This is a genomic window from Neisseria sp. P0018.S001 (assembly GCF_051957355.1).
Classification (GTDB): Bacteria; Pseudomonadota; Gammaproteobacteria; order Burkholderiales; family Neisseriaceae; genus Neisseria; species Neisseria subflava_A.
Map to the genome: position 1 here is coordinate 64,300 of NZ_JBQCWN010000001.1, position 18,895 is coordinate 83,194.

The following is an 18,895-nucleotide window of genomic DNA, read 5'->3' on the forward strand; positions in this document are numbered from 1 at the left end:
CCAGGGTACACATAATTAACACTTCGACCCAGTCGGGAAGAAAACGGTCTACTCCAAAGAAATACTTCGGATTGTGATGATAAGGCTTAAAATCAAGTTCGCAAGGAAAACAGTAAAGCTGGCCGCAAAGCACATAATCAGCAATGCCTTCCAGTATTGTTTGCTGAAACTTGCGAGCAACTTCAGGTTTTTCTTATAATTTTCCCAAAAATTTTTCATGCCCTTATCCTTCTTATAAAGTTTGGGATTGTTCCGTATTTAATTTGAAGAAGAATCTTTCGAAGAAGCATCTTTCTGTTTGTACTGAATATATTTCAGGAATGTCCATATCATCAAGCTTACTGCGACGAGGCTTTCGATAATTTCTGAAAGGAAATATTCTTCCCCTAAAAAATATTTCGGATTGATCACATAGAGACTCAAGATAGTGTTCACCCCGATGACAATAAAGTTTACAGCGAAGCTGATGACCAGTAGGACCTTCCAATATTTTTTGGCAAAAGTTGCGAGCAACTGCAAGTTTTTCTTATAATTTTCCCAAAAATTTTTCATGCCGTTATCCTTCAGTATTGTTGATAAAGAATCCGTATCCCGTAAATATTTTCGGGATACGGAGTTTGATCGGCAATGATTTAATAGCCAAACGATCTTCTGGCGACAAACGAACCTAATCTGCCTCCTAAAACTCTACCTACGTTGGCTCCGATAGCACCACCGGCAGCCATACCGCCCGGTCCCGCAATCGCGCCTAACGCCATTCTGGTAAAGCCGCCGGCAAAAGCACCTGCTCCGGCACCAACCCAGCGGCCGGCTCCTGAAACCGCGCTTCGACTGAAATTAAAACCGCCGGAAACTTGTTGTAAATCATCCATGTTTAGTGTTTGCATATTAGCACTCCAAAATGAAAAATGGGGTGAAAAATAGCAAGCGTTTTCATCCGTTTGCTGTTGTATTGACAGTGCAAGTATGTAGTAGTTTTTTTTGAAATTATTTTTTAAGTTATATTAAAAAATGAAAACATAACGGATAGTCAAGAAATGATTAAATTTAAATTGGTTATATCATCAAGACAGCAAGACAATATTAAAAACAAGCTTCCAAGTTGCGATAAAAGGTCGTCTGAAAACTTTTCAGACGGCCTTCGGTTTATCTGTCAAATAGCGCTTTGCCGTTTTTCTTGTGCCAAACGGGTCGGTTCCAGCCAGGCAATGTTTCTTTCTGCCAGCGCATCGCGCCAATAATCCAGTTTGGTATCCAAATCTTCAGAGAAACTGTCTTGATTCAAAAGTTGAATGATAACGCCGCCGTCCGTAGCTTCAGCCAAGCGGCTGATTTGACGCAAAATGCCGCGATCGGGAACAGTTTGCGTGCGTACGCCGATGAGAAGTTGCGCCGGAGTTTGTTTCAATTCGGCTTCCAATTGTTCCAAATCTTTTCTGCCGGCGGCCACGCCTTTGTCTATCCATTCTTGCGCCAAAACGCCGGAAAACCAAAGCGGCTCAGGCCATTCCGTTTCCAGTGTAACAGCCCATTTAGGCGCATTATTCAGCGTAATTTTAGATGAAACGGGAACGATGTTTTCCTGAAAATCATCGGCATCAACAATCTTCGTTTGCCATGTGCGGAGGATGTTTTGATAGTAGGGCTGATTCAAATCCAAACGTTCGCGAAGGGTTTTTAAAGTAATCTTACAAGCCAGCCAAGCAAGCAAGCGCGGCAGAATGCCATAGCAGATAATGCTGCCTATGAGTAAACCTGCCCAAGCGCGTGCATCTTCGATATGATTGTTCAGACGGCCTGCAATTACGGCCTGACTGTCAGGAACAGGAAAGCCCAAACGTTCCGGCAGCCATGATAAAGCCTCAACCGTTTTCACCAATGCCGTATTACTTAAAAGCGTACTTTCCCAGTTGAACGTATATTGACGCACCAAGAGCAGCAGCAAAACAGAAACCAACATTCCCGACAGCGTGCATAGCCACAGGCCGTGTGAAGTTGCACTAATCAGCCAACGCGTTTGCGGTTTGCGCCATTCATCCATATAAAGCCGCAAAATTGCCTGATTGACCGGGTCTTTACCTCGGAACCAAGTTGCCGGACTGCTGATAAAGTGCACATTTTTCAAACGCAGGAATAAAGTCACCAGCCACACCAGCAGCATGACTGTATTCATGCCCAAAATCCCGGCCAATACCAGAAAAAAGTTCAGCCCCTGATTGTCCATCAAAAGATAAGTACTGGAAAAACCGATCGTAAACAACAATGTTGCCGCAACAATCCAAAGCCAAAACGAGCCTGTCTCCACCTGTTGCAGCACATATTTCAAATGCTGGTCGCGGTCAATAATTTGAGCGCGGCGTATCAGTTTTTCCTCATTGCCGCAATCAATATGTCGCAACGCTTCCGTCGCCTGCACAGGATCTCCCGGAAAAATATAGGCACGTTCTTCAAGGATACGGACCAATTCGACAAGTTTTTGCGATGGATTCAACATAAATGATAGGCCGTCTGAAAGATAAAATGGAAACGTCTGTTATACCCCCAAATAAACCCCTTTTTTGCAAAGGTCAAAAAATTAAAAGCAGTTTTGATTTTGAATAGGGTATATAGTGGAATAGATGTAAAAAAAAGCAGCCCGAAAGCTGCTCATTTTGAGTGTGGTGCGGACGGAGAGACTCGAACTCTCACACCTCGCGGCGCCAGAACCTAAATCTGGTGCGTCTACCAATTTCGCCACGTCCGCACTAATTTGAACCGTGGATTATACACAAGATTAATGGGGGCGCAAAGTCTTGTTTGCTTGAATTTTTCGGTTTATCCCTTATATAATGATTTATTCCGGCCGTCTGAAAGCAGGGTTTGTTTTCAGACGGCCTCAACTTTACTATTGGTGAGGAAAGGCAGATGCCTGCTTTATTGATTAAAGATTTTTTGCAGACGCAAGGTTTGAAGTTGCCTGCGGATGAGATACATGTTGCTTATTTGACTGCCCAGGCTGTGATTAAAATGGGCAATGCTTCTGTTGAGCGTTCGATTTTGTGGCCGTCTGAAGACGGTTGGCAGTTGGCAGATTATGTTGATGCCGAACATGAATTGTTGCTGAAACAGATTTTTATGGCTTTGGATTCGGTTGCCGAGCGCACCGAGCATTTGAAAAGTGCAGCGGTTTATACAGCGTTTCCGAAAGATGGCGCGTTGTCGCTGGTTCGACTGAGCCGTTGGGGCGTACCGTTGGAAAATGTGATTCCAATCGACGAGCAGGCCGGACAGGCTTTTTTGGCTGTGCGTACGGCGCAAAGCGGTTGGATGAATGTTTGTCAGAATGTGGCGTATTGGCAGGAAATTGGTGAATTGTCGGCCGAACGCAATCATCTCGGCTTGAGTCAGATTTCTGTTCCTGTCTGTATGCCCAGCGGTGCGGTTTTGGGTGTAGTGCATGCTGAGTTTGATATCAAAGACGGCGCGCCTGACGAAGTATTGGTGGCTTGGATTGCCCTTGCTTTGGCTCTGTCGGATTCTTTGAAAAATCTGTTGAGTGTGGCTGAAAGCGAGGAAGCGGAAAATGAGTAACGCGTTGAAGTTTGTCGCGTCATGCCGTTTGCCTACGGAATGGGGCGAATTTACCATGCACGGCTTTGAAGAAGAGAGCGGTCAGGAACATGTCGCATTGACGATGGGTGATGTTTCAGACGGCCTGCCTGTGTTGTCGCGTATTCATTCTGAGTGCTTGACCGGTGATGCTTTATTTTCAGTGAAATGTGATTGCGGCCCTCAGCTTCAAGCGGCGATGCAAGCCATTCAGAAAGAAGGGCGTGGCGTTATCGCATATTTGCGCCAAGAAGGCAGGGGCATTGGTTTGATAAACAAAATCCGTGCTTATCGTCTGCAAGATCAGGGCTTGGATACGGTTGAAGCCAATGTAGCGCTCGGCCTTCCTGTTGATGCGCGCGACTTCACTTTAGCCAAGCAGATTTATGATTATCTGCATATTCGTGAGGTCAGATTGTTGACCAATAATCCTGAAAAAATCCAAACGTTGAAAGATTCCGGTATTAATGTGGTCGAACGGATTGCATTGCATGTCGGCGAAAATGTGGAAAATGAGCGTTATCTGCATACTAAAGCGGATAAATTGGGACATTTGATTTTCGATTGATGGATAGGCATAACGGTAATTTTTGCGGTTAAATAAAATATTCTATATTCTTTCAATGGGATATATTTTTATTTAAATAAAAACCTTGCGCATGGCCTAATTTTTTGATTTAATGACGGCTTATCGGGTGATTAGCTCAGTTGGTAGAGCGTCTGCCTTACAAGCAGAATGTCGGCGGTTCGACTCCGTCATCACCCACCAAGTTTTTTTTTCATTGTCTTTGACAGTGGATGCGCGGTGGTAGCTCAGTTGGTTAGAGTACCGGCCTGTCACGCCGGGGGTCGCGGGTTCGAGCCCCGTCCGCCGCGCCATTATTTAAAAAGCGCTGATTATATCAGTGCTTTTTTATTTGTCTTAAAGACACAATTAAGCTGCGAAAATAGAAACAGGTAAGTAACAGGATATTGAAATACTGTTTAATCTTAATTTCTGATGATTTTAAAAAAGGCCGTTTGAAATTTTTAAAGTTTCAGACGGCCTTTAGTCTATTGAAACAATAGATTAGATATCCAATTCTGCCGTATCGCCCTCTTTTTCCATCCATGCGCGGCGGGCGGCGGCTTCGCCTTTGCCCATCAGTTTGACGAAGATGTCGCGTGTTTCGTCATCCGCGCCTTCGGGGATTTGTACCTGCAACAGGCGGCGGGTGTCGGGGTGCATGGTGGTGTCTTTGAGCTGGTCGGGGTTCATCTCGCCCAAGCCTTTGAAACGGCTGATGGAATAAGCAGTTTCTTTAACACCTTCTTTTTGTAATCGCTCCAAAATGCTGTCGAGTTCGTTTTGGTCGAGGGCGTAGAATTTGCGGGCAGGTTTGCTTTTGCCTTGTGCGTTGACATCGACGCGGAACAGCGGCGGCTGGGCGACGTAGATGTGTCCGTCGTCGACCAGTTTCGGGAAGTGGCGGTAGAACAGGGTCAGCAGCAAAACTTGAATATGAGAGCCGTCCACGTCGGCATCGGACAAGATGGCGATTTTGCCGTAGCGCAGGCCGCTTAAATCGGGATTGTCGTTGATGCCGTGCGGATCGACGCCGATGGCGACGGAAATGTCGTGGATTTCGGCGTTGCCGAAAAGCTGGTCGGGGTGGACTTCGAAGCTGTTGAGCACTTTGCCACGCAGGGGCAGGATGGCCTGCGTGGCTTTGTCGCGGGCGAGTTTGGCGGAGCCGCCGGCGGAATCGCCTTCAACGAGGAAGAGTTCGTTTTCGCGGATGTCTTCGCTTTCGCAGTCGGTCAGTTTGCCGGGCAGGACGGCGACGCCGCTGCCTTTTTTCTTTTCGATTTTCTTAACCGAACGCATCCGCGCCTGTGCCTGACGGATGGCGAGTTCGGCGATTTTTTTGCCGAAGTCCACGTTTTGGTTCAGCCACAATTCCAAAGGGTCGCCCGATACGGCGGCAACGAGTTTCAACGCGTCGCGGTTGGTCAGTTTGTCTTTGGTCTGACCTTGGAACTGCGGGTCGAGGACACGGGCGGAGAGGACGAAGGCGGTTTTGCCGAACACGTCGTCGCTTTGTATTTTTACGCCGCGCGGTAGGAGGTTGTGCAGATTGATGAAATTGTTGACGGCGTTGAACACGGCTTGTTTCAAGCCTGCTTCGTGCGTGCCGCCTAGCGGGGTGGGAATGAGGTTGACATAGCTTTCGTTGGCACACGAGCCTTCTTCCAGCCAAGTCAGGGCAAACGCAGCACCTTCGCCGATACTGAAATCGCCGTTGTGGCCGTCTGAAATGTAGTTTTCGCAAGAGAAGATAGGCACAGCTTCTTGCGCATCGGCAATCAGGTCGGTCAGATAGCTTTTCAGGCCGTCCGGGTAGTGCCAAGTTTGGGTGTATGCTTCGTCTTCGCCTTTAACCGGACGGGTTAGGGAAACGCGTACACCTGGCAATAAGACGGCTTTGGCGCGCAGCAGGCGTTCGAGTTCGGGAATGCTGTAATTCGGACTTTCAAAATATTTGCCGTCCGGCCATACGCGCACTTCGGTGCCGCTGTCTTTGACGGCGCATTTGCCCACTTCAGTCAATGGCTCAATGACGTCGCCACCGGAAAAGACGATGCGGTGGACTTTGCCTTCGCGTTTGACCGTTACTTCAAGGCGGGTGGAAAGGGCGTTAGTAACAGATACGCCGACACCGTGCAGACCACCTGAAAAGGCATAGGCGCTGCCGCCGTCTTTTTTGTTGAACTTGCCGCCTGCGTGCAGACGGGTAAACACGAGTTCGACTACGGGTACGCCTTCTTCGGGGTGCAGGCCGACGGGAATGCCGCGGCCGTTATCACGGACGGAAAGCGAACCGTCTTCATGAATTTGTACGTCAATTTCAGTAGCGAAACCACCCAACGCCTCGTCCGCCGCGTTATCAATCACTTCCTGACAGATATGGGTCGGGCTGTCGGTACGGGTGTACATGCCGGGACGTTCTTTGACCGGCTCCAAGCCTTTGAGGACGGTAATGCTGGATTCGCTGTATTGATTGTTTTTAGCCATAGGAATAATGTAAAGGCCGTCTGAAAGGATGAAAAACAACGCTTTCAGACGGCCTGAAAGCGTTTGGGTTATAGGTTTTCTATTGGATTGCGCCGGATAAAGTCTTCATAGCTTTCTATGCCGCGCAAGAAACGGGAGAGTTCGGTCAATGCATCCAAATACACGCCGCGCTTGAAATCGATGACTTCGTCAACCGGAGCCCAGTATTGGTGCCAGCGCCAGCCGTCAAATTCAGGATGATGGCAGGCGCGGAGGTTGACGTCGCTGTCGCGGCCGACCAAACGCAAAAGATACCAAATCTGTTTTTGTCCGCGATACGAACCGCGCCATTCGCGCCGCACCCAGTGGCTGGGCACGTCATAACGCAACCAGTCGCGTGTACGGCCAACGATTTTGACATGTTGCGGCAGCAGGCCGACTTCTTCGTACAATTCGCGGTACATGGCGGTCTCAGGACTTTCGCCCGGCTTGATGCCGCCTTGCGGAAACTGCCATGAATGTTCGCGTACGCGTTTGCCCCAAAAGACTTCGTTACGTTCGTTAATCAGGATAATACCGACATTGGGGCGATAGCCTTCTCTGTCTAACACGGTGTCGCCCTTCATTAAATTCAATCGTGCAATTTTCCCACAAATTGGGCGGTTTTGACAAATCTTGAGGCCGTCTGAATAAGCCCACAGTTTTTTCCAGACGGCATGAAACTGTTTCTGAAAAAATGTTGTTTATGAATAAAACCATAGCTTCAGGCCGTCTGAAAAGGGAGAATTTTTTCTGCTTTAAGGTCTTGCATTCAAAAGCTTTTTGCCGTTTAATGCAAACCTTGCTGAATCAAGGGCAAAGGACACATGCCGGCCGCCCCCACAGTTTCCCTTTTGTAAGTGGCATCTGCCACCGCTGCAATATTTTTACCCCCCGAACAAAAGGTCTGAAACCATGAAAAAATCTTTGATGGCGGCGGCAATCTTGAGCCTCGTCTTGACTGCGTGTAGCGGTGGAAAAGAAACCGCCGCAGAATCTTCCGCATCTCAAACTCAAACTTCTTCCTCTCAAACGGATAAACTCAATATCTACAACTGGTCGGATTATGTCGATCCGGCCACGCTGTCTGCGTTTGAAAAAAATACGAATATCAATGTCCGCTACGATTACTACGACAGCAATGAAGCGCTGGAAGCCAAGCTGCTGACCGGCAAGTCGGGTTATGACTTGGTTGCGCCGTCTATTGCCAATGTCGGCCGTCAGATTAAAGCCGGCGCGTATCAAAAAATCGACAAATCGCAAATCCCCGATTACGCCAACATCGATCCCGATTTGTTGAAAATGATGGAAGCCGTCGATCCAGGCAACGAATATGCCGTCCCTTATTTCTGGGGCATCAATACGCTGGCGATTAACAAACAGCAGGTTCAAAAGGCTTTGGGTACGGACAAACTGCCTGAAAACGAATGGGATTTGGTGTTCAATCCTGAATACACCCAAAAACTGAAATCCTGCGGCATCAGCTATTTCGACAGCGCCATCGAGCAAGTTCCTTTGGCTTTGCATTATTTGGGCAAAGATCCGAACAGCGAAAACCCTGATGACATCAAAGCAGCTGTCGATATGATGAAAAAAGTGCGCCCCGATATCAAACGCTTTACCTCATCCGGCTATATCGACGATATGGCTGCCGGTAATCTTTGCGTATCGGTAGGCTACGGCGGCGACCTCAATATTGCCAAAACCCGTGCCAAAGAAGCAGGAAACGGCGTCGAAGTCGAAGTATTGGCGCCGAAAAGCGGTGTCGGTATTTGGGTGGATTCGTTGATGATTCCGCGTGATGCGCAAAATGTGGCCAATGCACACAAATACATCAATCACACGCTCAATCCAGAAACAGCGGCCAAAAACGGCAACTATGTGACTTATGCTCCGGCCAGCCGTCCGGCGCGTGATTTGATGGATGAAAAATACACCTCTGACGAATCGATTTTCCCAAGTAAAGAATTGATGGAAAAAAGCTTCATCGTCTCTCCCAAGTCAACCGATGCGAGCAAACTCAGCGTTCGCCTATGGCAGGCTTTGAAAGCAGGACGATAATTAAAATTGAAATTTGAATACTCAGGCCGTCTGAAACAGTTTTTCAGACGGCCTGAGTGTTATAATTGTCAACACTTTTCAAATATCCTATGAGGAGAAACAGCGTTATGAACAATTCAGTCATCACCGTCATCGGTAAAGACCGTGTGGGCATTGTGTACGACGTTTCCAAAATTTTAGCGGAAAACCAAATCAATATTCTCAACATCAGCCAACAGCTGATGGACGATTTTTTTACCATGATTATTTTGGTGGACACTTCAAAATGCACCAAATCGCGTCAAGAAGTTTTGGATTTGTTTGCGGAAGAGAGCAAAAAACTCGCGCTTGATATCCGTATGCAAAACGAAGAAATTTTCCAAGCCATGCACCGTATTTAAGTCGGAGGGAGAGCCATGAGTATTCAATCCGGCGAGATTTTAGAAACCGTCAAAATGGTGGCCGACCAGAATTTTGACGTGCGCACCATTACCATCGGCATTGATTTGCACGACTGCATCAGCAGTGATATCAATGTGTTGAACCAAAACATTTACAATAAAATCACCACAGTCGGCAAAGACTTGGTGGCAACGGCAAAATATCTGTCTGCCAAATACGGCGTGCCGATTGTAAATCAGCGCATTTCCGTTACGCCGATTGCCCAAATCGCCGCGGCCACCCATGCTGATTCTTACGTCAGCGTGGCGCAAACTTTGGATAAAGCTGCTAAAGCCATCGGCGTGTCCTTTATCGGAGGCTTTTCTGCGCTGGTGCAAAAAGGCATGTCACCTTCGGATGAGGTGCTGATCCGTTCCATTCCCGAAGCCATGAAGACTACCGATATCGTATGTAGCTCCATCAATATCGGCAGCACGCGTGCCGGTATCAATATGGATGCGGTCAAGCTGGCAGGCGAAACCATCAAACGCACAGCCGAAATCACGCCCGAAGGTTTCGGTTGCGCCAAAATCGTCGTGTTCTGCAACGCGGTGGAAGACAACCCGTTTATGGCGGGCGCGTTTCATGGTTCGGGCGAAGCGGATGCCGTTATCAATGTCGGCGTATCCGGTCCGGGTGTCGTAAAAGCCGCGTTGGAAAATTCAGATGCAACGACATTGACCGAAGTTGCGGAAGTAGTGAAGAAAACTGCCTTCAAAATCACTCGTGTGGGCGAACTCATCGGCCGCGAAGCCTCAAAAATGCTGAATATCCCGTTTGGTATTCTCGACTTGTCGTTGGCACCAACCCCTGCTGTCGGCGACTCGGTGGCGCGCATTCTTGAAGAAATGGGCTTGAGCGTCTGCGGTACGCACGGCACGACAGCGGCTTTGGCCTTGCTGAATGATGCTGTGAAAAAAGGTGGCATGATGGCTTCCAGCGCGGTCGGCGGCCTGAGCGGCGCGTTTATCCCCGTTTCCGAAGACGAAGGCATGATTGCCGCCGCCGAAGCAGGCGTGCTGACGCTGGACAAACTCGAAGCGATGACCGCCGTCTGCTCGGTCGGATTGGACATGATTGCCGTTCCCGGTGATACGCCTGCTCATACCATTTCCGGCATCATTGCTGACGAAGCCGCCATCGGCATGATCAACAGTAAAACCACTGCCGTGCGCATTATTCCGGTAACCGGCAAAACCGTCGGCGACAGCGTCGAGTTCGGCGGCTTGTTGGGCTACGCGCCTGTAATGCCGGTTAAAGAAGGCTCATGCGAAGTGTTTGTCAACCGAGGCGGCAGAATCCCAGCTCCGGTTCAATCAATGAAAAACTGATTGGATTGATAAATAAAAGGCCGTCTGAAATTGATTTTCAGACGGCCTTTTATATTTGCAGGGTAATTATTTAAACATATTTTTAATAATGCCCATTACGCTGCGGGAAATGGCGTTGGTTACTTGGCGGTTGATTTGGCTGCCGATGGCGTCGGCAACGTTGTAGCCCAAACCTTGGCCAGATTTTTTGCGTCCGCCGCTCAAGCCGCCGATCAGTCCACCGAGGATGCCAGGATCAGCATTGGCAGCTTCTTTTTCTGCGGCTTTTTGTGCTTTTTCCTGCTCTTTGGCGGTATTTGCGGCTTCTTTTTCAGCGGCAGCCTGGCTGTCTGCTTCGGCCAATGCTTCAAAAGCGGAATAGTTGTCCACCATGTCTTTGTAGGTCGGATACAAATCATCGTTTTGGAACAAGCGGTTGCGCTCTTCTGCGGCAAGCGGGGTTAAGGAAGATTGCGGCGGCAGGATAAGGGCGCGTTCTACCGGCTCGGGCATACCTTTTTCGTCGAGGAAGGAAACGAGCGCTTCGCCGACGCCCAGTTCGGCAATCGCTTCGGCAACTTTGATATTCGGATTGCTGCGGAAGGTTTCGGCAGCGGCTTTGACTGCTTTTTGGTCGCGCGGTGTGAAGGCGCGCAGGGCGTGTTGCACGCGGTTACCCAGTTGGCCGAGGATGGTATCGGGTAAGTCGAGCGGGTTTTGGGTGACGAAATATACGCCCACGCCTTTGGAACGGATCAGGCGCACGACTTGTTCGATTTGTTCGACCAACGCATTGGCGGCATTGTCGAACATTAAATGCGCTTCATCGAAGAACATCACGAATTTTGGTTTGTCCAAATCGCCAACTTCGGGCAGGGTTTCAAACAACTCCGCCAACATCCACAGCAAAAACGCGCTGTACATACGCGGCGAGCGCATCAGTTTTTCGGAATTAAGGATGTTGATGATGCCTTTGCCGTTGTCGGTTTGCATCCAGTCTTGCAGGTTGAGGGAAGGTTCGCCGAAGAATTTTTCTGCGCCTTCGTTTTCCAAAGTCAGCAGTTGGCGTTGAATCGCACCGATACTGGCGGCAGAAACGTTGCCGTATTGTGTGCGGTATTCCGAAGCGTGGTCGGAAACGTGTTTCAGCATGCTGCGCAAGTCTTTCAAATCCAGAATGTGCCAGCCTCTGTCGTCGGCAACTTTAAACACGAGGTTGAGCAGGCCTTCCTGCGTGTCGTTCAGATTCATCAGGCGGGCCAAAAGCATAGGGCCCATTTCTGAAACGGTGACGCGTACGGGAATACCGGTTTCGCCGTAAACATCCCAAAAGCGCACGGGGAAATTTTGCAGCCATTGCTCGCCCAAATCAAACTCGGCGATGCGTTCGCCCACTTTGCCGCTGTTGGCACCGGCTTGTGCGATGCCCGACAAATCGCCTTTGACATCGACCAAGAATACAGGGATGCCTTCGCTGCTGAAGGCTTCCGCCATGCGGCGCAGGGTAACGGTTTTACCCGTACCGGTCGCACCTGCGATCAAGCCGTGGCGGTTGGCCATTTTGCCTTGAATTTCGAGCGTTTTCCCGTCGGTACGCGCAATTTGAAATGTAGTCATGATTATTCCTTAGAATCCGTGATGTGAAACAATTTGTTGTCTTAAAAAACAAGCATTTTAACGTTTGCGGCGAGGGGATTCAACCAAGCAAGGTTTCAGACGGCCTTAAGTTTTGCAAAGGTTTTTTTGCAGTGATTGGACAAGGTTGAAATCTGCTATAATTCCATCCAATCTGCAACCGTCTGACAAGGCGGTTGTTTTCTTTGTTTGTTGAATATTTTTTACGAAAGCGAAAGTCGGAATGACTGCACAACAAGCCCCTTTGGGCGAAAAAAACATGGCCGTGCTGATGGCGATGTTGGTCGCGCTGATGCCGTTTTCTGTCGATGCTTATCTGCCTGCGATTCCCGAAATGGCGAAGTCGCTGGGTTCAGACATCCACCGTATCGAGCAAAGCCTGAGCTTTTTTATGTTTGGCGTGGCGTTTGGTCAGGTAGTCGGCGGTTCGATTTCGGATATTAAAGGCCGCAAACCTGTCGCCTTGGTGGGCTTGAGCATTTACTTTGCCGCCGTTATCGGTTTGACGATGGTGAATAATGTCGAGCAGCTGCTGAACTTGCGTGCCTTGCAGGCGTTTGGCGCGGGGATGACCGTGGTGATTTCCGGCGCGATGGTGCGCGATTATTATTCCGGACGCAAAGCCGCGCAGATGTTTGCCTTAATCGGCATTATTCTGATGATTGTGCCATTGATGGCGCCGATGATTGGTGCAGGCTTGCAGAATTTGGGCGGCTGGCGCATGATTTTCGGCTTTCTGGCCTGTTATTCGCTGCTGCTTTGGGGTTTGATGTGGTATTTCCTGCCTAAGCCGCACCAAAAAGGCAAAATCAGCATGGATGTGTTCGGCGTGGTGGCAGGCAGGTTTAAACGCGTTTTGAGAACGCGCGCCGCAATGGGCTATTTGTTTTTCCAAGCTTTCAGTTTCGGTTCGATGTTTGCCTTTTTGACCGAATCGTCGTTTGTGTACCAACAACTGTATCATGTTTCACCAAACCAATATGCTTGGATATTTGCGCTTAATATCATTACCATGATGTCGTTTAACCGCATTACCGCATGGCGTTTGAAAACCGGTACGCATCCGCAAAACATCCTCAAATGGGGCATTATCGTCCAATTTGTCGCTAATCTGCTGATGACGGTTTTGATATTGTCGCTGTCTCTGCCGCCTTTGTGGGCTTTGGTGCTGTGCGTGATGTTTTCAGTCGGTACGCAAGGCTTGGTCGGTGCGAACACTCAGGCCTGCTTTATGAGCTATTTCAGCGCAGAGGGCGGCAGTGCAAATGCGGTTTTAGGCGTGTTTCAATCCCTTATCGGCGCATCGGTCGGCATGGCAACGACTTGGCTGCATAATGGTTCTGCCTTGGTGATGGCCGGTATGATGTTGAGCTCGACCGTATGCGGTATCGTACTGTTGTGGATTTGCTCGCATCAGGCTTGGATGGAAAACGATAAAAAAGAATATGTTTAACCTTCAGGCCGTCTGAAAAACGGTTTCAGACGGCCTCAACGCTATATTGAAGAAATTAACCATGAGTACCAGCAAACAACGCCCCATCGGCGTATTCGATTCCGGCGTCGGCGGCTTGACCAACGTCCGCGCCCTGATGGAACGCCTGCCAATGGAAAACATCATCTATTTCGGCGATACCGCCCGCGTTCCCTACGGCACCAAATCCCGCGCCACCATCGAAACCTTCGCCATGCAGATTGTCGATTTCCTGCTGGAAAACGATGTCAAAGCACTCGTCATCGCGTGCAACACCATCGCCGCCGTTGCCGGACAAAAAATCCGCCAAAAAGCAGGCAATATGCCCGTATTGGACGTCATTTCCGCCGGTGCGGAAGCTGCTTTGCAAACCACCAAAAACAACCGAATCGGCATTATCGCAACCAATACTACCGTCAACAGCAATGCCTACGCGCGTGCCATCCATTCAAAAAACAACGACACGCTGGTGCGCACGCAAGCCGCGCCCCTGCTTGTGCCATTGGTGGAAGAGGGCTGGCTCGATCACGAAGTCACCCGCCTGACCGTGCGCGAATACTTGAAGCCGCTCTTGGCCGACGACATCGACACGCTGGTGTTGGGTTGTACCCATTTCCCACTGCTCAAACCGCTTATCGGCCGCGAAGCACAAAACGTTACCTTGGTCGATTCCGCCATCACCACCGCCGAAGCCACCGCCAAAGCCTTGGCGCAAGCAGGTTTGCTGAATACAGAAAACGACAATCCGGATTACCGCTTCTACGTCAGCGACATCCCACTGCGCTTCCGCACCATCGGCGAACGCTTCTTGGGTAGAAGTATGGAGCAGATTGAGATGGTAACACTTGGTTGATTGGAAATATTAAAGGCCGTCTGAAAACCTGATTCAGGTTTTCAGACGGCCTTTTTACTTCCCTAATATTTTATCTGCCCGACTGTGCCCACACGTTTTGCAAGTAGGCGTAGGTCAGCTCGGCGGTGCCGGAGACCAGCGCGATGTCGCGGCCCAAGTCTTCGGCTTTGCCCACGCCGATGGGCAAGGCGCCGGCGGCTTTGATGGCGGCTACTCCTGCTGCTGCGTCTTCGATGCCGATGCATTGTCGGATGTCCGCGCCCACGCCCTCGGCTGCGGCGAGGAAGATGTCGGGGGCGGGTTTGGAATGCGCGACGGCGGCAGGGTCGGCAATGGCGTCGAAGAAGTGGGTCAGCCCCATGCGTTCTAGCAGGAAGGGGCCGTTTTTACTGGCGGACGCGAGGGCGATTTTTTTGCCGTTTGCTCTCAATGCTTCCAGCAGGGGCAAAATGCCGGGATACACGTCTTCGGGTTTGACTGCCTGAATCATCTCGACGTAGTTGTCGTTTTTACGGCGGGTCAGTTCGGCGAACTCGGCTTCGCCGACGGTTTTGCCGCCGTGCGCGAGGATGCGTTTGAGCGAATCGTCGCGCGACACGCCTTTGAGCTGCTCGTTAAACTTGCGGTCGATGCTGATGCCCAGTTCTTCGGCGAGCTTTTTCCATGCGCGGTAGTGGTATTCGGCGGTGTCGGTGATGACGCCGTCGAGGTCAAAGAGCACTGCAGTGAAAGTCATTTTACGCCCTCCTTATTTTTCCAACGCAACGGTGTGGCTGCCGTTGAGCGTGATGTCTTTGCCGTACACCTGCAAATCGAGCGGTTCGCCTTTGAGCAGGGTGAAGACGACGTTTTCTTTGCCGACGGCGACTTTAATCAGACGGCCGCGGTAGTTGATGTGGAAGGCGTAGCCTGTCCACGCACTCGGCAGGAACGGGGCGAAGCTGAGTTTGCCGCCCCAGGTTTTCATTTGGGCGAAACCTTGGACGATGGCGAGCCACGAGCCGGTCATGGAGGTGATGTGCAGGCCGTCTTCGGTGTCGTTGTTGTAGTTGTCCAAGTCCAGGCGGGCGGTGCGCTGGTACATTTCCACGGCTTTTTCTTCTTTGCCCAGTTCGGCGGCAAGGATGGAGTGGATACATGGGGACAGCGAGCTTTCATGCACGGTCATCGGTTCGTAGAAGTCGAAGTTGCGGCGTTTTTCGTCGATATTGAAACGGTCGCCGAAGAAGTAGATGCCTTGCAATACGTCCGCCTGTTTGATGAAGGGCGAACGCAGGATTTTGTCCCACGACCATTTCTGGTTGAGCGGCAAATCGTCGGGCGAAAGTGCGGACACGGGGCGGATGTCTTTGTCGAGGAAGCCGTCGTGTTGTACGAACACGCCGAGTTCTTCGTCATGCGGACGGTACATATTCGCGCTGATGTCCGCCCATTTTTCCAGCTCGGCGGCGCTCACGTTCAAATCCGGACGCGGGTATTTCGCCAAGGCTTCGCGGGTGTAATCCAATACCCATGCGGCGAGGGTGTTGGTGTACCAGTTGTTGTTGATGTTGTTTTCGTATTCGTTCGGGCCGGTTACGCCGTGAATCATGTATTTGCCGTTGCGTTTGGAGAAGTGGACGCGGTCCGCCCAGAAGCGGGACACTTCGACCAAAACTTCCAAGCCTTCTTTGGCAAGATAGCTTTCGTCGCCGGTGTAGTTGGTATAGTTGTAGATGGCGTAAGGAATCGCGCCGTTGCGGTGGATTTCCTCGAAGGTGATTTCCCATTCGTTGTGGCACTCGATGCCGGTAAACGTTACCATCGGATAGAGTGCGCCCGCCAAGCCCTGTTCGCGCGCGTTGTGTTGCGCCTGCGGCAGTTGGTTGCGGCGGTATTGCAGCAGGTTGCGGGTAACTTCGGGTTCAGCCAGTGCGAGGTAGAGCGGTACGGCGTAGGCTTCGGTGTCCCAATAGGTCGCGCCGCCGTATTTTTCGCCGGTAAAGCCTTTCGGGCCGATGTTCAGGCGCGCGTCTTCGCCGTAGTAGGTGGAGAACAGTTGGAACAGGTTGAAGCGGATGCCTTGCTGCGCTTCGTCGCTGCCTTCGATGACCACGTCGGCGATTTCCCAACGGTGCAGCCAGCCTGCTTTGTGCGCCTCCAGCAAGGTTTCAAATGCAACGCCTGCGACTTTTTCCGACAAGGCGCGGCCTGCGGCTTTCACTGCTTCCAAGCCTTGATAATCGCGGCTGGTGGTAACAATCACGCGTTTTTCAAAGGTTTCGGGTGTGCTGCCGACTTCAGCCTCGAAAGAATTAGAGACCTGCCAGTCGGTTTGGCTACCGCCGAGGGCTTTGAAACTGCCGGCGAAGGTTTGCTCGGCGTTGACGATGAATTGTTCCACGCCGAAGGGATTGGCGACGGTTTGGGTGGCAATGTAGGAGCGGTCGTCTGAAACGCCTTTGTCCAATACCTGCCAGAATTTTTCTTCGTAGTTGGAGTCTTCGTTTTTCACATCGGCGTCGATGATGGAATCGATGCGGACTTGGTGGGTTTTGCCGTCAACGGATACGGCTTCCCAGCGGATAACCGCCAGCTCTTTTTGCGCGACGGACAGGAATTTGCACACATCGAAATGCACGCCGAATACGGTGAACGAGCGACGTAACACACCGTGCTGCATGTCGAGTTCGACGGAGAAGCCGGCAACGTCGTTTTTCGCCAAGTCCACCTCTTGTCCATCGACAAAGATTTTGACTTTGCTGAAATTAAGTGCGTTGATGGCCTTGCCGAAATATTTAGGATAGCCGTTTTTCCACCAGCCGACGCGGGTTTTGTCGGGGAACCACACGCCGGCGATGTAGGTGCCCAAGTGGCTGTCGGCGGAGTAGGTTTCTTCAAAGTTGCCGCGCATGCCCATATAGCCGTTGCCCAAACTGGTCAGGCTCTCTTGCAGCCGTTTGTGTTCTTTTTCCAGTTTTACCGAACGCAGCGTCCAAGGGCTGATTTCCATGATTCTCGTGTACATTTATGAAGCTCCTGTTATTAAAATTGTCAGATCGGCAAAGGTTTCAGACGGCCTTTGCCGATGGTATTGATGGATTATTCGCCGTGGGTCTCTTTAATCAGACATACTGAGAAGGCTCCCAGCAGCAAGACCGCGCCTGCAACCAAGAACATGGTTGCCTGATGGCTGCCCAGCATAGGGAAGAGGATAAAGCTCAGCAGGGAGGCGACGATTTGAGGCATACAGATAGAGCCGTTAAACAGACCCAAATAAGTACCCATGTGTTTGCCGGAGAGGGCATTGGTTACAATCGTCAAAGGATAGGTAATGATACCGGCCCACGCAATACCGATTAAGGTATAAGACAACACCAGTGCGTATTGATTGCTGATGAAGAAAACGGAGAAGAAACCGAGTGCACCCAAAGCCAAGCAACCGAAATAACCGACTTTATGGTATTTATTCGGTACTTTTGCCAGAATAAACGAGCAGATAACGGCAGCAATAGATTGTACCGCCGCCAAAACGCCGTACCAGTTGCCTGCTTCTTGGTAGCCTACGGAAGAGGCATCGGTTGTCTGCCAAACGTTTTCTGCAATCGCGCCTGCCGAGTAAGTCCACATATATTGGAAGGCGAACCAGCAGAAGAATTGCACTAAAGTAACCGTCCAAAACGCTTTAGGCGCGGTTTTCAAAAGTTCGAACCAGTTGGCTTTTTCCTGATTCGCGGCGACATCGATGCCGTGATAGCGGGCGTAGGTTTCCGGATCGTATTCTTTGACTTTGAAGATGGTGAACGCACTGGTAATAATCAGCAACGCTGCGCCCACATAGAATGCTACGACCACGGTTTGCGGTACGACGCCTTTTTCGGCCGTGTTCGCCAAACCGATATACGCAAACACAAACGGCAGAATCGCCGCCACAACCGCGCCCGTATTCGCTAAGAAACTTTGAATCCCGTAGGCGTAGCTTTTCTGCTCCTCGTTGACCATGTCGCCGACCATCATTTTAAACGGCTGCATTGCCATATTGGAGGATACGTCCAACAGCGCAATCATCAGCGCGCCAAACGACAAAGCCGCCAAAGAAGCGTAGCCAAAACCGAAGCTGCCCGAGTTCGGCATCAGAATCATGACGATAACTGCAATCAGCGTGCCATAAAGCAGATAGGGCAGACGACGACCGCCCAGGCGCGGCATCCAAGTGCGGTCTGAGTAGTAGCCCACAATCGGCTGAACCAACATACCGGCTAGCGGCGGCAGAATGAAAAACCAGCCCAAATTATGCGGGTCGGCGCCTAAAGTTTGAAAAATTCGGCTCATTTGTGAGCTTTGCAGGGTAAAGGCCGTCTGAACGCCGAGATAGCCGAAGCTCAGCATCCAAATCGTACTTTTTGCCAGTGATGGCAAACCTTGTTTTGCTGTTTTTTGCGTATTTTCCGACATGAGGTAAATCCTTTTTTTGAAAAGTATTTTTATTGAGAAATCTGAAAGGT

16 protein-coding genes and 3 tRNA genes are annotated in these 18,895 nt (G+C 50.4%); 9 read left to right on the plus strand and 10 right to left on the minus strand.

Annotated features, from left to right (window positions below; all coding sequences use genetic code 11):
- Positions 1-258: 258 nt before the first annotated feature.
- From ACTHTJ_RS00280 to ACTHTJ_RS00295, 4 genes are all read right to left on the minus strand, one after another.
- The gene (locus ACTHTJ_RS00280; RefSeq protein WP_070583845.1) at positions 259-552 is read right to left on the minus strand and encodes a hypothetical protein; all 294 of its coding nucleotides are present in this window, start codon (positions 550-552) and stop codon (positions 259-261) included.
- Between the two features lie 80 nt (positions 553-632).
- Positions 633-887 carry a hypothetical protein gene (locus tag ACTHTJ_RS00285; RefSeq protein WP_070583846.1) on the minus strand — a complete coding sequence of 85 codons (255 nt, stop codon included), beginning with the start codon at positions 885-887 and terminating at the stop codon, positions 633-635.
- Between the two features lie 266 nt (positions 888-1,153).
- Positions 1,154-2,494, minus strand: a complete 1,341-nt coding sequence (locus ACTHTJ_RS00290) for a DUF2868 domain-containing protein (protein WP_070583847.1) — start codon at positions 2,492-2,494, stop codon at positions 1,154-1,156.
- Positions 2,495-2,658: 164 nt separating this feature from the next.
- Positions 2,659-2,743 (minus strand) — tRNA-Leu (locus ACTHTJ_RS00295).
- Positions 2,744-2,904: 161 nt separating this feature from the next.
- On the opposite strand from ACTHTJ_RS00295, the gene ACTHTJ_RS00300 reads away from it, so the two are divergent.
- The 4 genes from ACTHTJ_RS00300 to ACTHTJ_RS00315 all read left to right on the plus strand — a co-directional run bounded on the left by ACTHTJ_RS00300 (position 2,905) and on the right by ACTHTJ_RS00315 (position 4,467).
- On the plus strand, positions 2,905-3,570 hold the full coding sequence (locus tag ACTHTJ_RS00300) for a hypothetical protein (RefSeq protein ID WP_070583857.1): 666 nt from the start codon (positions 2,905-2,907) through the stop codon (positions 3,568-3,570).
- On the plus strand, positions 3,563-4,156 hold the full coding sequence (gene ribA / locus ACTHTJ_RS00305) for a GTP cyclohydrolase II (protein WP_070583858.1): 594 nt from the start codon (positions 3,563-3,565) through the stop codon (positions 4,154-4,156). Before ACTHTJ_RS00300 ends, ribA begins: the two co-directional genes overlap by 8 nt.
- 125 nt (positions 4,157-4,281) lie before the next feature.
- Positions 4,282-4,357: transfer RNA gene (locus ACTHTJ_RS00310), tRNA-Val, on the plus strand.
- A gap of 33 nt (positions 4,358-4,390) precedes the next feature.
- A tRNA-Asp gene (locus tag ACTHTJ_RS00315) sits at positions 4,391-4,467 on the plus strand.
- 190 nt (positions 4,468-4,657) lie between these two features.
- Here ACTHTJ_RS00315 and parE read toward each other — a convergent pair.
- On the minus strand, positions 4,658-6,643 hold the full coding sequence (parE, locus tag ACTHTJ_RS00320; RefSeq protein ID WP_070583358.1) for a DNA topoisomerase IV subunit B: 1,986 nt from the start codon (positions 6,641-6,643) through the stop codon (positions 4,658-4,660).
- Between the two features lie 68 nt (positions 6,644-6,711).
- Positions 6,712-7,248, minus strand: a complete 537-nt coding sequence (locus ACTHTJ_RS00325; RefSeq protein ID WP_070583356.1) for an RNA pyrophosphohydrolase — start codon at positions 7,246-7,248, stop codon at positions 6,712-6,714.
- Between the two features lie 328 nt (positions 7,249-7,576).
- Here ACTHTJ_RS00325 and ACTHTJ_RS00330 point away from each other — a divergent pair, with 328 nt between their 5' ends.
- The 3 genes from ACTHTJ_RS00330 to ACTHTJ_RS00340 all read left to right on the plus strand — a co-directional run bounded on the left by ACTHTJ_RS00330 (position 7,577) and on the right by ACTHTJ_RS00340 (position 10,473).
- Positions 7,577-8,722: a polyamine ABC transporter substrate-binding protein gene (locus ACTHTJ_RS00330; protein WP_070583354.1), complete on the plus strand. Its 1,146-nt coding sequence runs from the start codon at positions 7,577-7,579 to the stop codon at positions 8,720-8,722.
- A 107-nt stretch (positions 8,723-8,829) separates the two neighbouring features.
- Positions 8,830-9,102 carry an ACT domain-containing protein gene (locus ACTHTJ_RS00335; protein WP_003680574.1) on the plus strand — a complete coding sequence of 91 codons (273 nt, stop codon included), beginning with the start codon at positions 8,830-8,832 and terminating at the stop codon, positions 9,100-9,102.
- 15 nt (positions 9,103-9,117) lie between these two features.
- Positions 9,118-10,473 (plus strand): PFL family protein, encoded by a 1,356-nt coding sequence (locus ACTHTJ_RS00340; RefSeq protein WP_036493871.1) that lies wholly within the window; start codon positions 9,118-9,120, stop codon positions 10,471-10,473.
- Positions 10,474-10,539: 66 nt separating this feature from the next.
- Here ACTHTJ_RS00340 and ACTHTJ_RS00345 read toward each other — a convergent pair whose 3' ends face one another.
- The gene (locus ACTHTJ_RS00345) at positions 10,540-12,069 is read right to left on the minus strand and encodes a helicase HerA-like domain-containing protein (protein WP_070583352.1); all 1,530 of its coding nucleotides are present in this window, start codon (positions 12,067-12,069) and stop codon (positions 10,540-10,542) included.
- Between the two features lie 241 nt (positions 12,070-12,310).
- Between ACTHTJ_RS00345 and ACTHTJ_RS00350 the strand changes: the two genes are divergently transcribed.
- Together ACTHTJ_RS00350 and murI are read left to right on the plus strand one after the other, a co-directional pair.
- Positions 12,311-13,540, plus strand: a complete 1,230-nt coding sequence (locus tag ACTHTJ_RS00350) for a multidrug effflux MFS transporter (protein ID WP_070583349.1) — start codon at positions 12,311-12,313, stop codon at positions 13,538-13,540.
- A 61-nt stretch (positions 13,541-13,601) separates the two neighbouring features.
- Positions 13,602-14,411: a glutamate racemase gene (murI, locus tag ACTHTJ_RS00355; RefSeq protein WP_049331752.1), complete on the plus strand. Its 810-nt coding sequence runs from the start codon at positions 13,602-13,604 to the stop codon at positions 14,409-14,411.
- Positions 14,412-14,481: 70 nt separating this feature from the next.
- Here murI and pgmB read toward each other — a convergent pair whose 3' ends face one another.
- From pgmB to ACTHTJ_RS00370, 3 genes are all read right to left on the minus strand, one after another.
- Entirely contained in the window at positions 14,482-15,147 is a 666-nt protein-coding gene (gene pgmB / locus ACTHTJ_RS00360; protein WP_440360749.1) for a beta-phosphoglucomutase, read from the minus strand.
- Positions 15,148-15,159: 12 nt separating this feature from the next.
- Positions 15,160-17,418 carry a glycoside hydrolase family 65 protein gene (locus ACTHTJ_RS00365; protein ID WP_440360748.1) on the minus strand — a complete coding sequence of 753 codons (2,259 nt, stop codon included), beginning with the start codon at positions 17,416-17,418 and terminating at the stop codon, positions 15,160-15,162.
- Between the two features lie 74 nt (positions 17,419-17,492).
- Positions 17,493-18,845 carry an SLC45 family MFS transporter gene (locus tag ACTHTJ_RS00370; protein ID WP_371493165.1) on the minus strand — a complete coding sequence of 451 codons (1,353 nt, stop codon included), beginning with the start codon at positions 18,843-18,845 and terminating at the stop codon, positions 17,493-17,495.
- Positions 18,846-18,895 lie beyond the last annotated feature (50 nt).

What these genes read in the sequence shown, in the direction of transcription:
- ACTHTJ_RS00280 (WP_070583845.1), bottom strand. Translation starts at nt 552, where the DNA reads ATGAAAAATTTTTGGGAAAATTATAAGAAAAACTTGCAGTTGCTCGCA.
- ACTHTJ_RS00285 (WP_070583846.1), bottom strand. Translation starts at nt 887, where the DNA reads ATGCAAACACTAAACATGGATGATTTACAACAAGTTTCCGGCGGTTTT.
- ACTHTJ_RS00290 (WP_070583847.1), bottom strand. Translation starts at nt 2,494, where the DNA reads ATGTTGAATCCATCGCAAAAACTTGTCGAATTGGTCCGTATCCTTGAA.
- ACTHTJ_RS00300 (WP_070583857.1), top strand. Translation starts at nt 2,905, where the DNA reads ATGCCTGCTTTATTGATTAAAGATTTTTTGCAGACGCAAGGTTTGAAG.
- ribA (WP_070583858.1), top strand. Translation starts at nt 3,563, where the DNA reads ATGAGTAACGCGTTGAAGTTTGTCGCGTCATGCCGTTTGCCTACGGAA.
- parE (WP_070583358.1), bottom strand. Translation starts at nt 6,643, where the DNA reads ATGGCTAAAAACAATCAATACAGCGAATCCAGCATTACCGTCCTCAAA.
- ACTHTJ_RS00325 (WP_070583356.1), bottom strand. Translation starts at nt 7,248, where the DNA reads ATGAAGGGCGACACCGTGTTAGACAGAGAAGGCTATCGCCCCAATGTC.
- ACTHTJ_RS00330 (WP_070583354.1), top strand. Translation starts at nt 7,577, where the DNA reads ATGAAAAAATCTTTGATGGCGGCGGCAATCTTGAGCCTCGTCTTGACT.
- ACTHTJ_RS00335 (WP_003680574.1), top strand. Translation starts at nt 8,830, where the DNA reads ATGAACAATTCAGTCATCACCGTCATCGGTAAAGACCGTGTGGGCATT.
- ACTHTJ_RS00340 (WP_036493871.1), top strand. Translation starts at nt 9,118, where the DNA reads ATGAGTATTCAATCCGGCGAGATTTTAGAAACCGTCAAAATGGTGGCC.
- ACTHTJ_RS00345 (WP_070583352.1), bottom strand. Translation starts at nt 12,069, where the DNA reads ATGACTACATTTCAAATTGCGCGTACCGACGGGAAAACGCTCGAAATT.
- ACTHTJ_RS00350 (WP_070583349.1), top strand. Translation starts at nt 12,311, where the DNA reads ATGACTGCACAACAAGCCCCTTTGGGCGAAAAAAACATGGCCGTGCTG.
- murI (WP_049331752.1), top strand. Translation starts at nt 13,602, where the DNA reads ATGAGTACCAGCAAACAACGCCCCATCGGCGTATTCGATTCCGGCGTC.
- pgmB (WP_440360749.1), bottom strand. Translation starts at nt 15,147, where the DNA reads ATGACTTTCACTGCAGTGCTCTTTGACCTCGACGGCGTCATCACCGAC.
- ACTHTJ_RS00365 (WP_440360748.1), bottom strand. Translation starts at nt 17,418, where the DNA reads ATGTACACGAGAATCATGGAAATCAGCCCTTGGACGCTGCGTTCGGTA.
- ACTHTJ_RS00370 (WP_371493165.1), bottom strand. Translation starts at nt 18,845, where the DNA reads ATGTCGGAAAATACGCAAAAAACAGCAAAACAAGGTTTGCCATCACTG.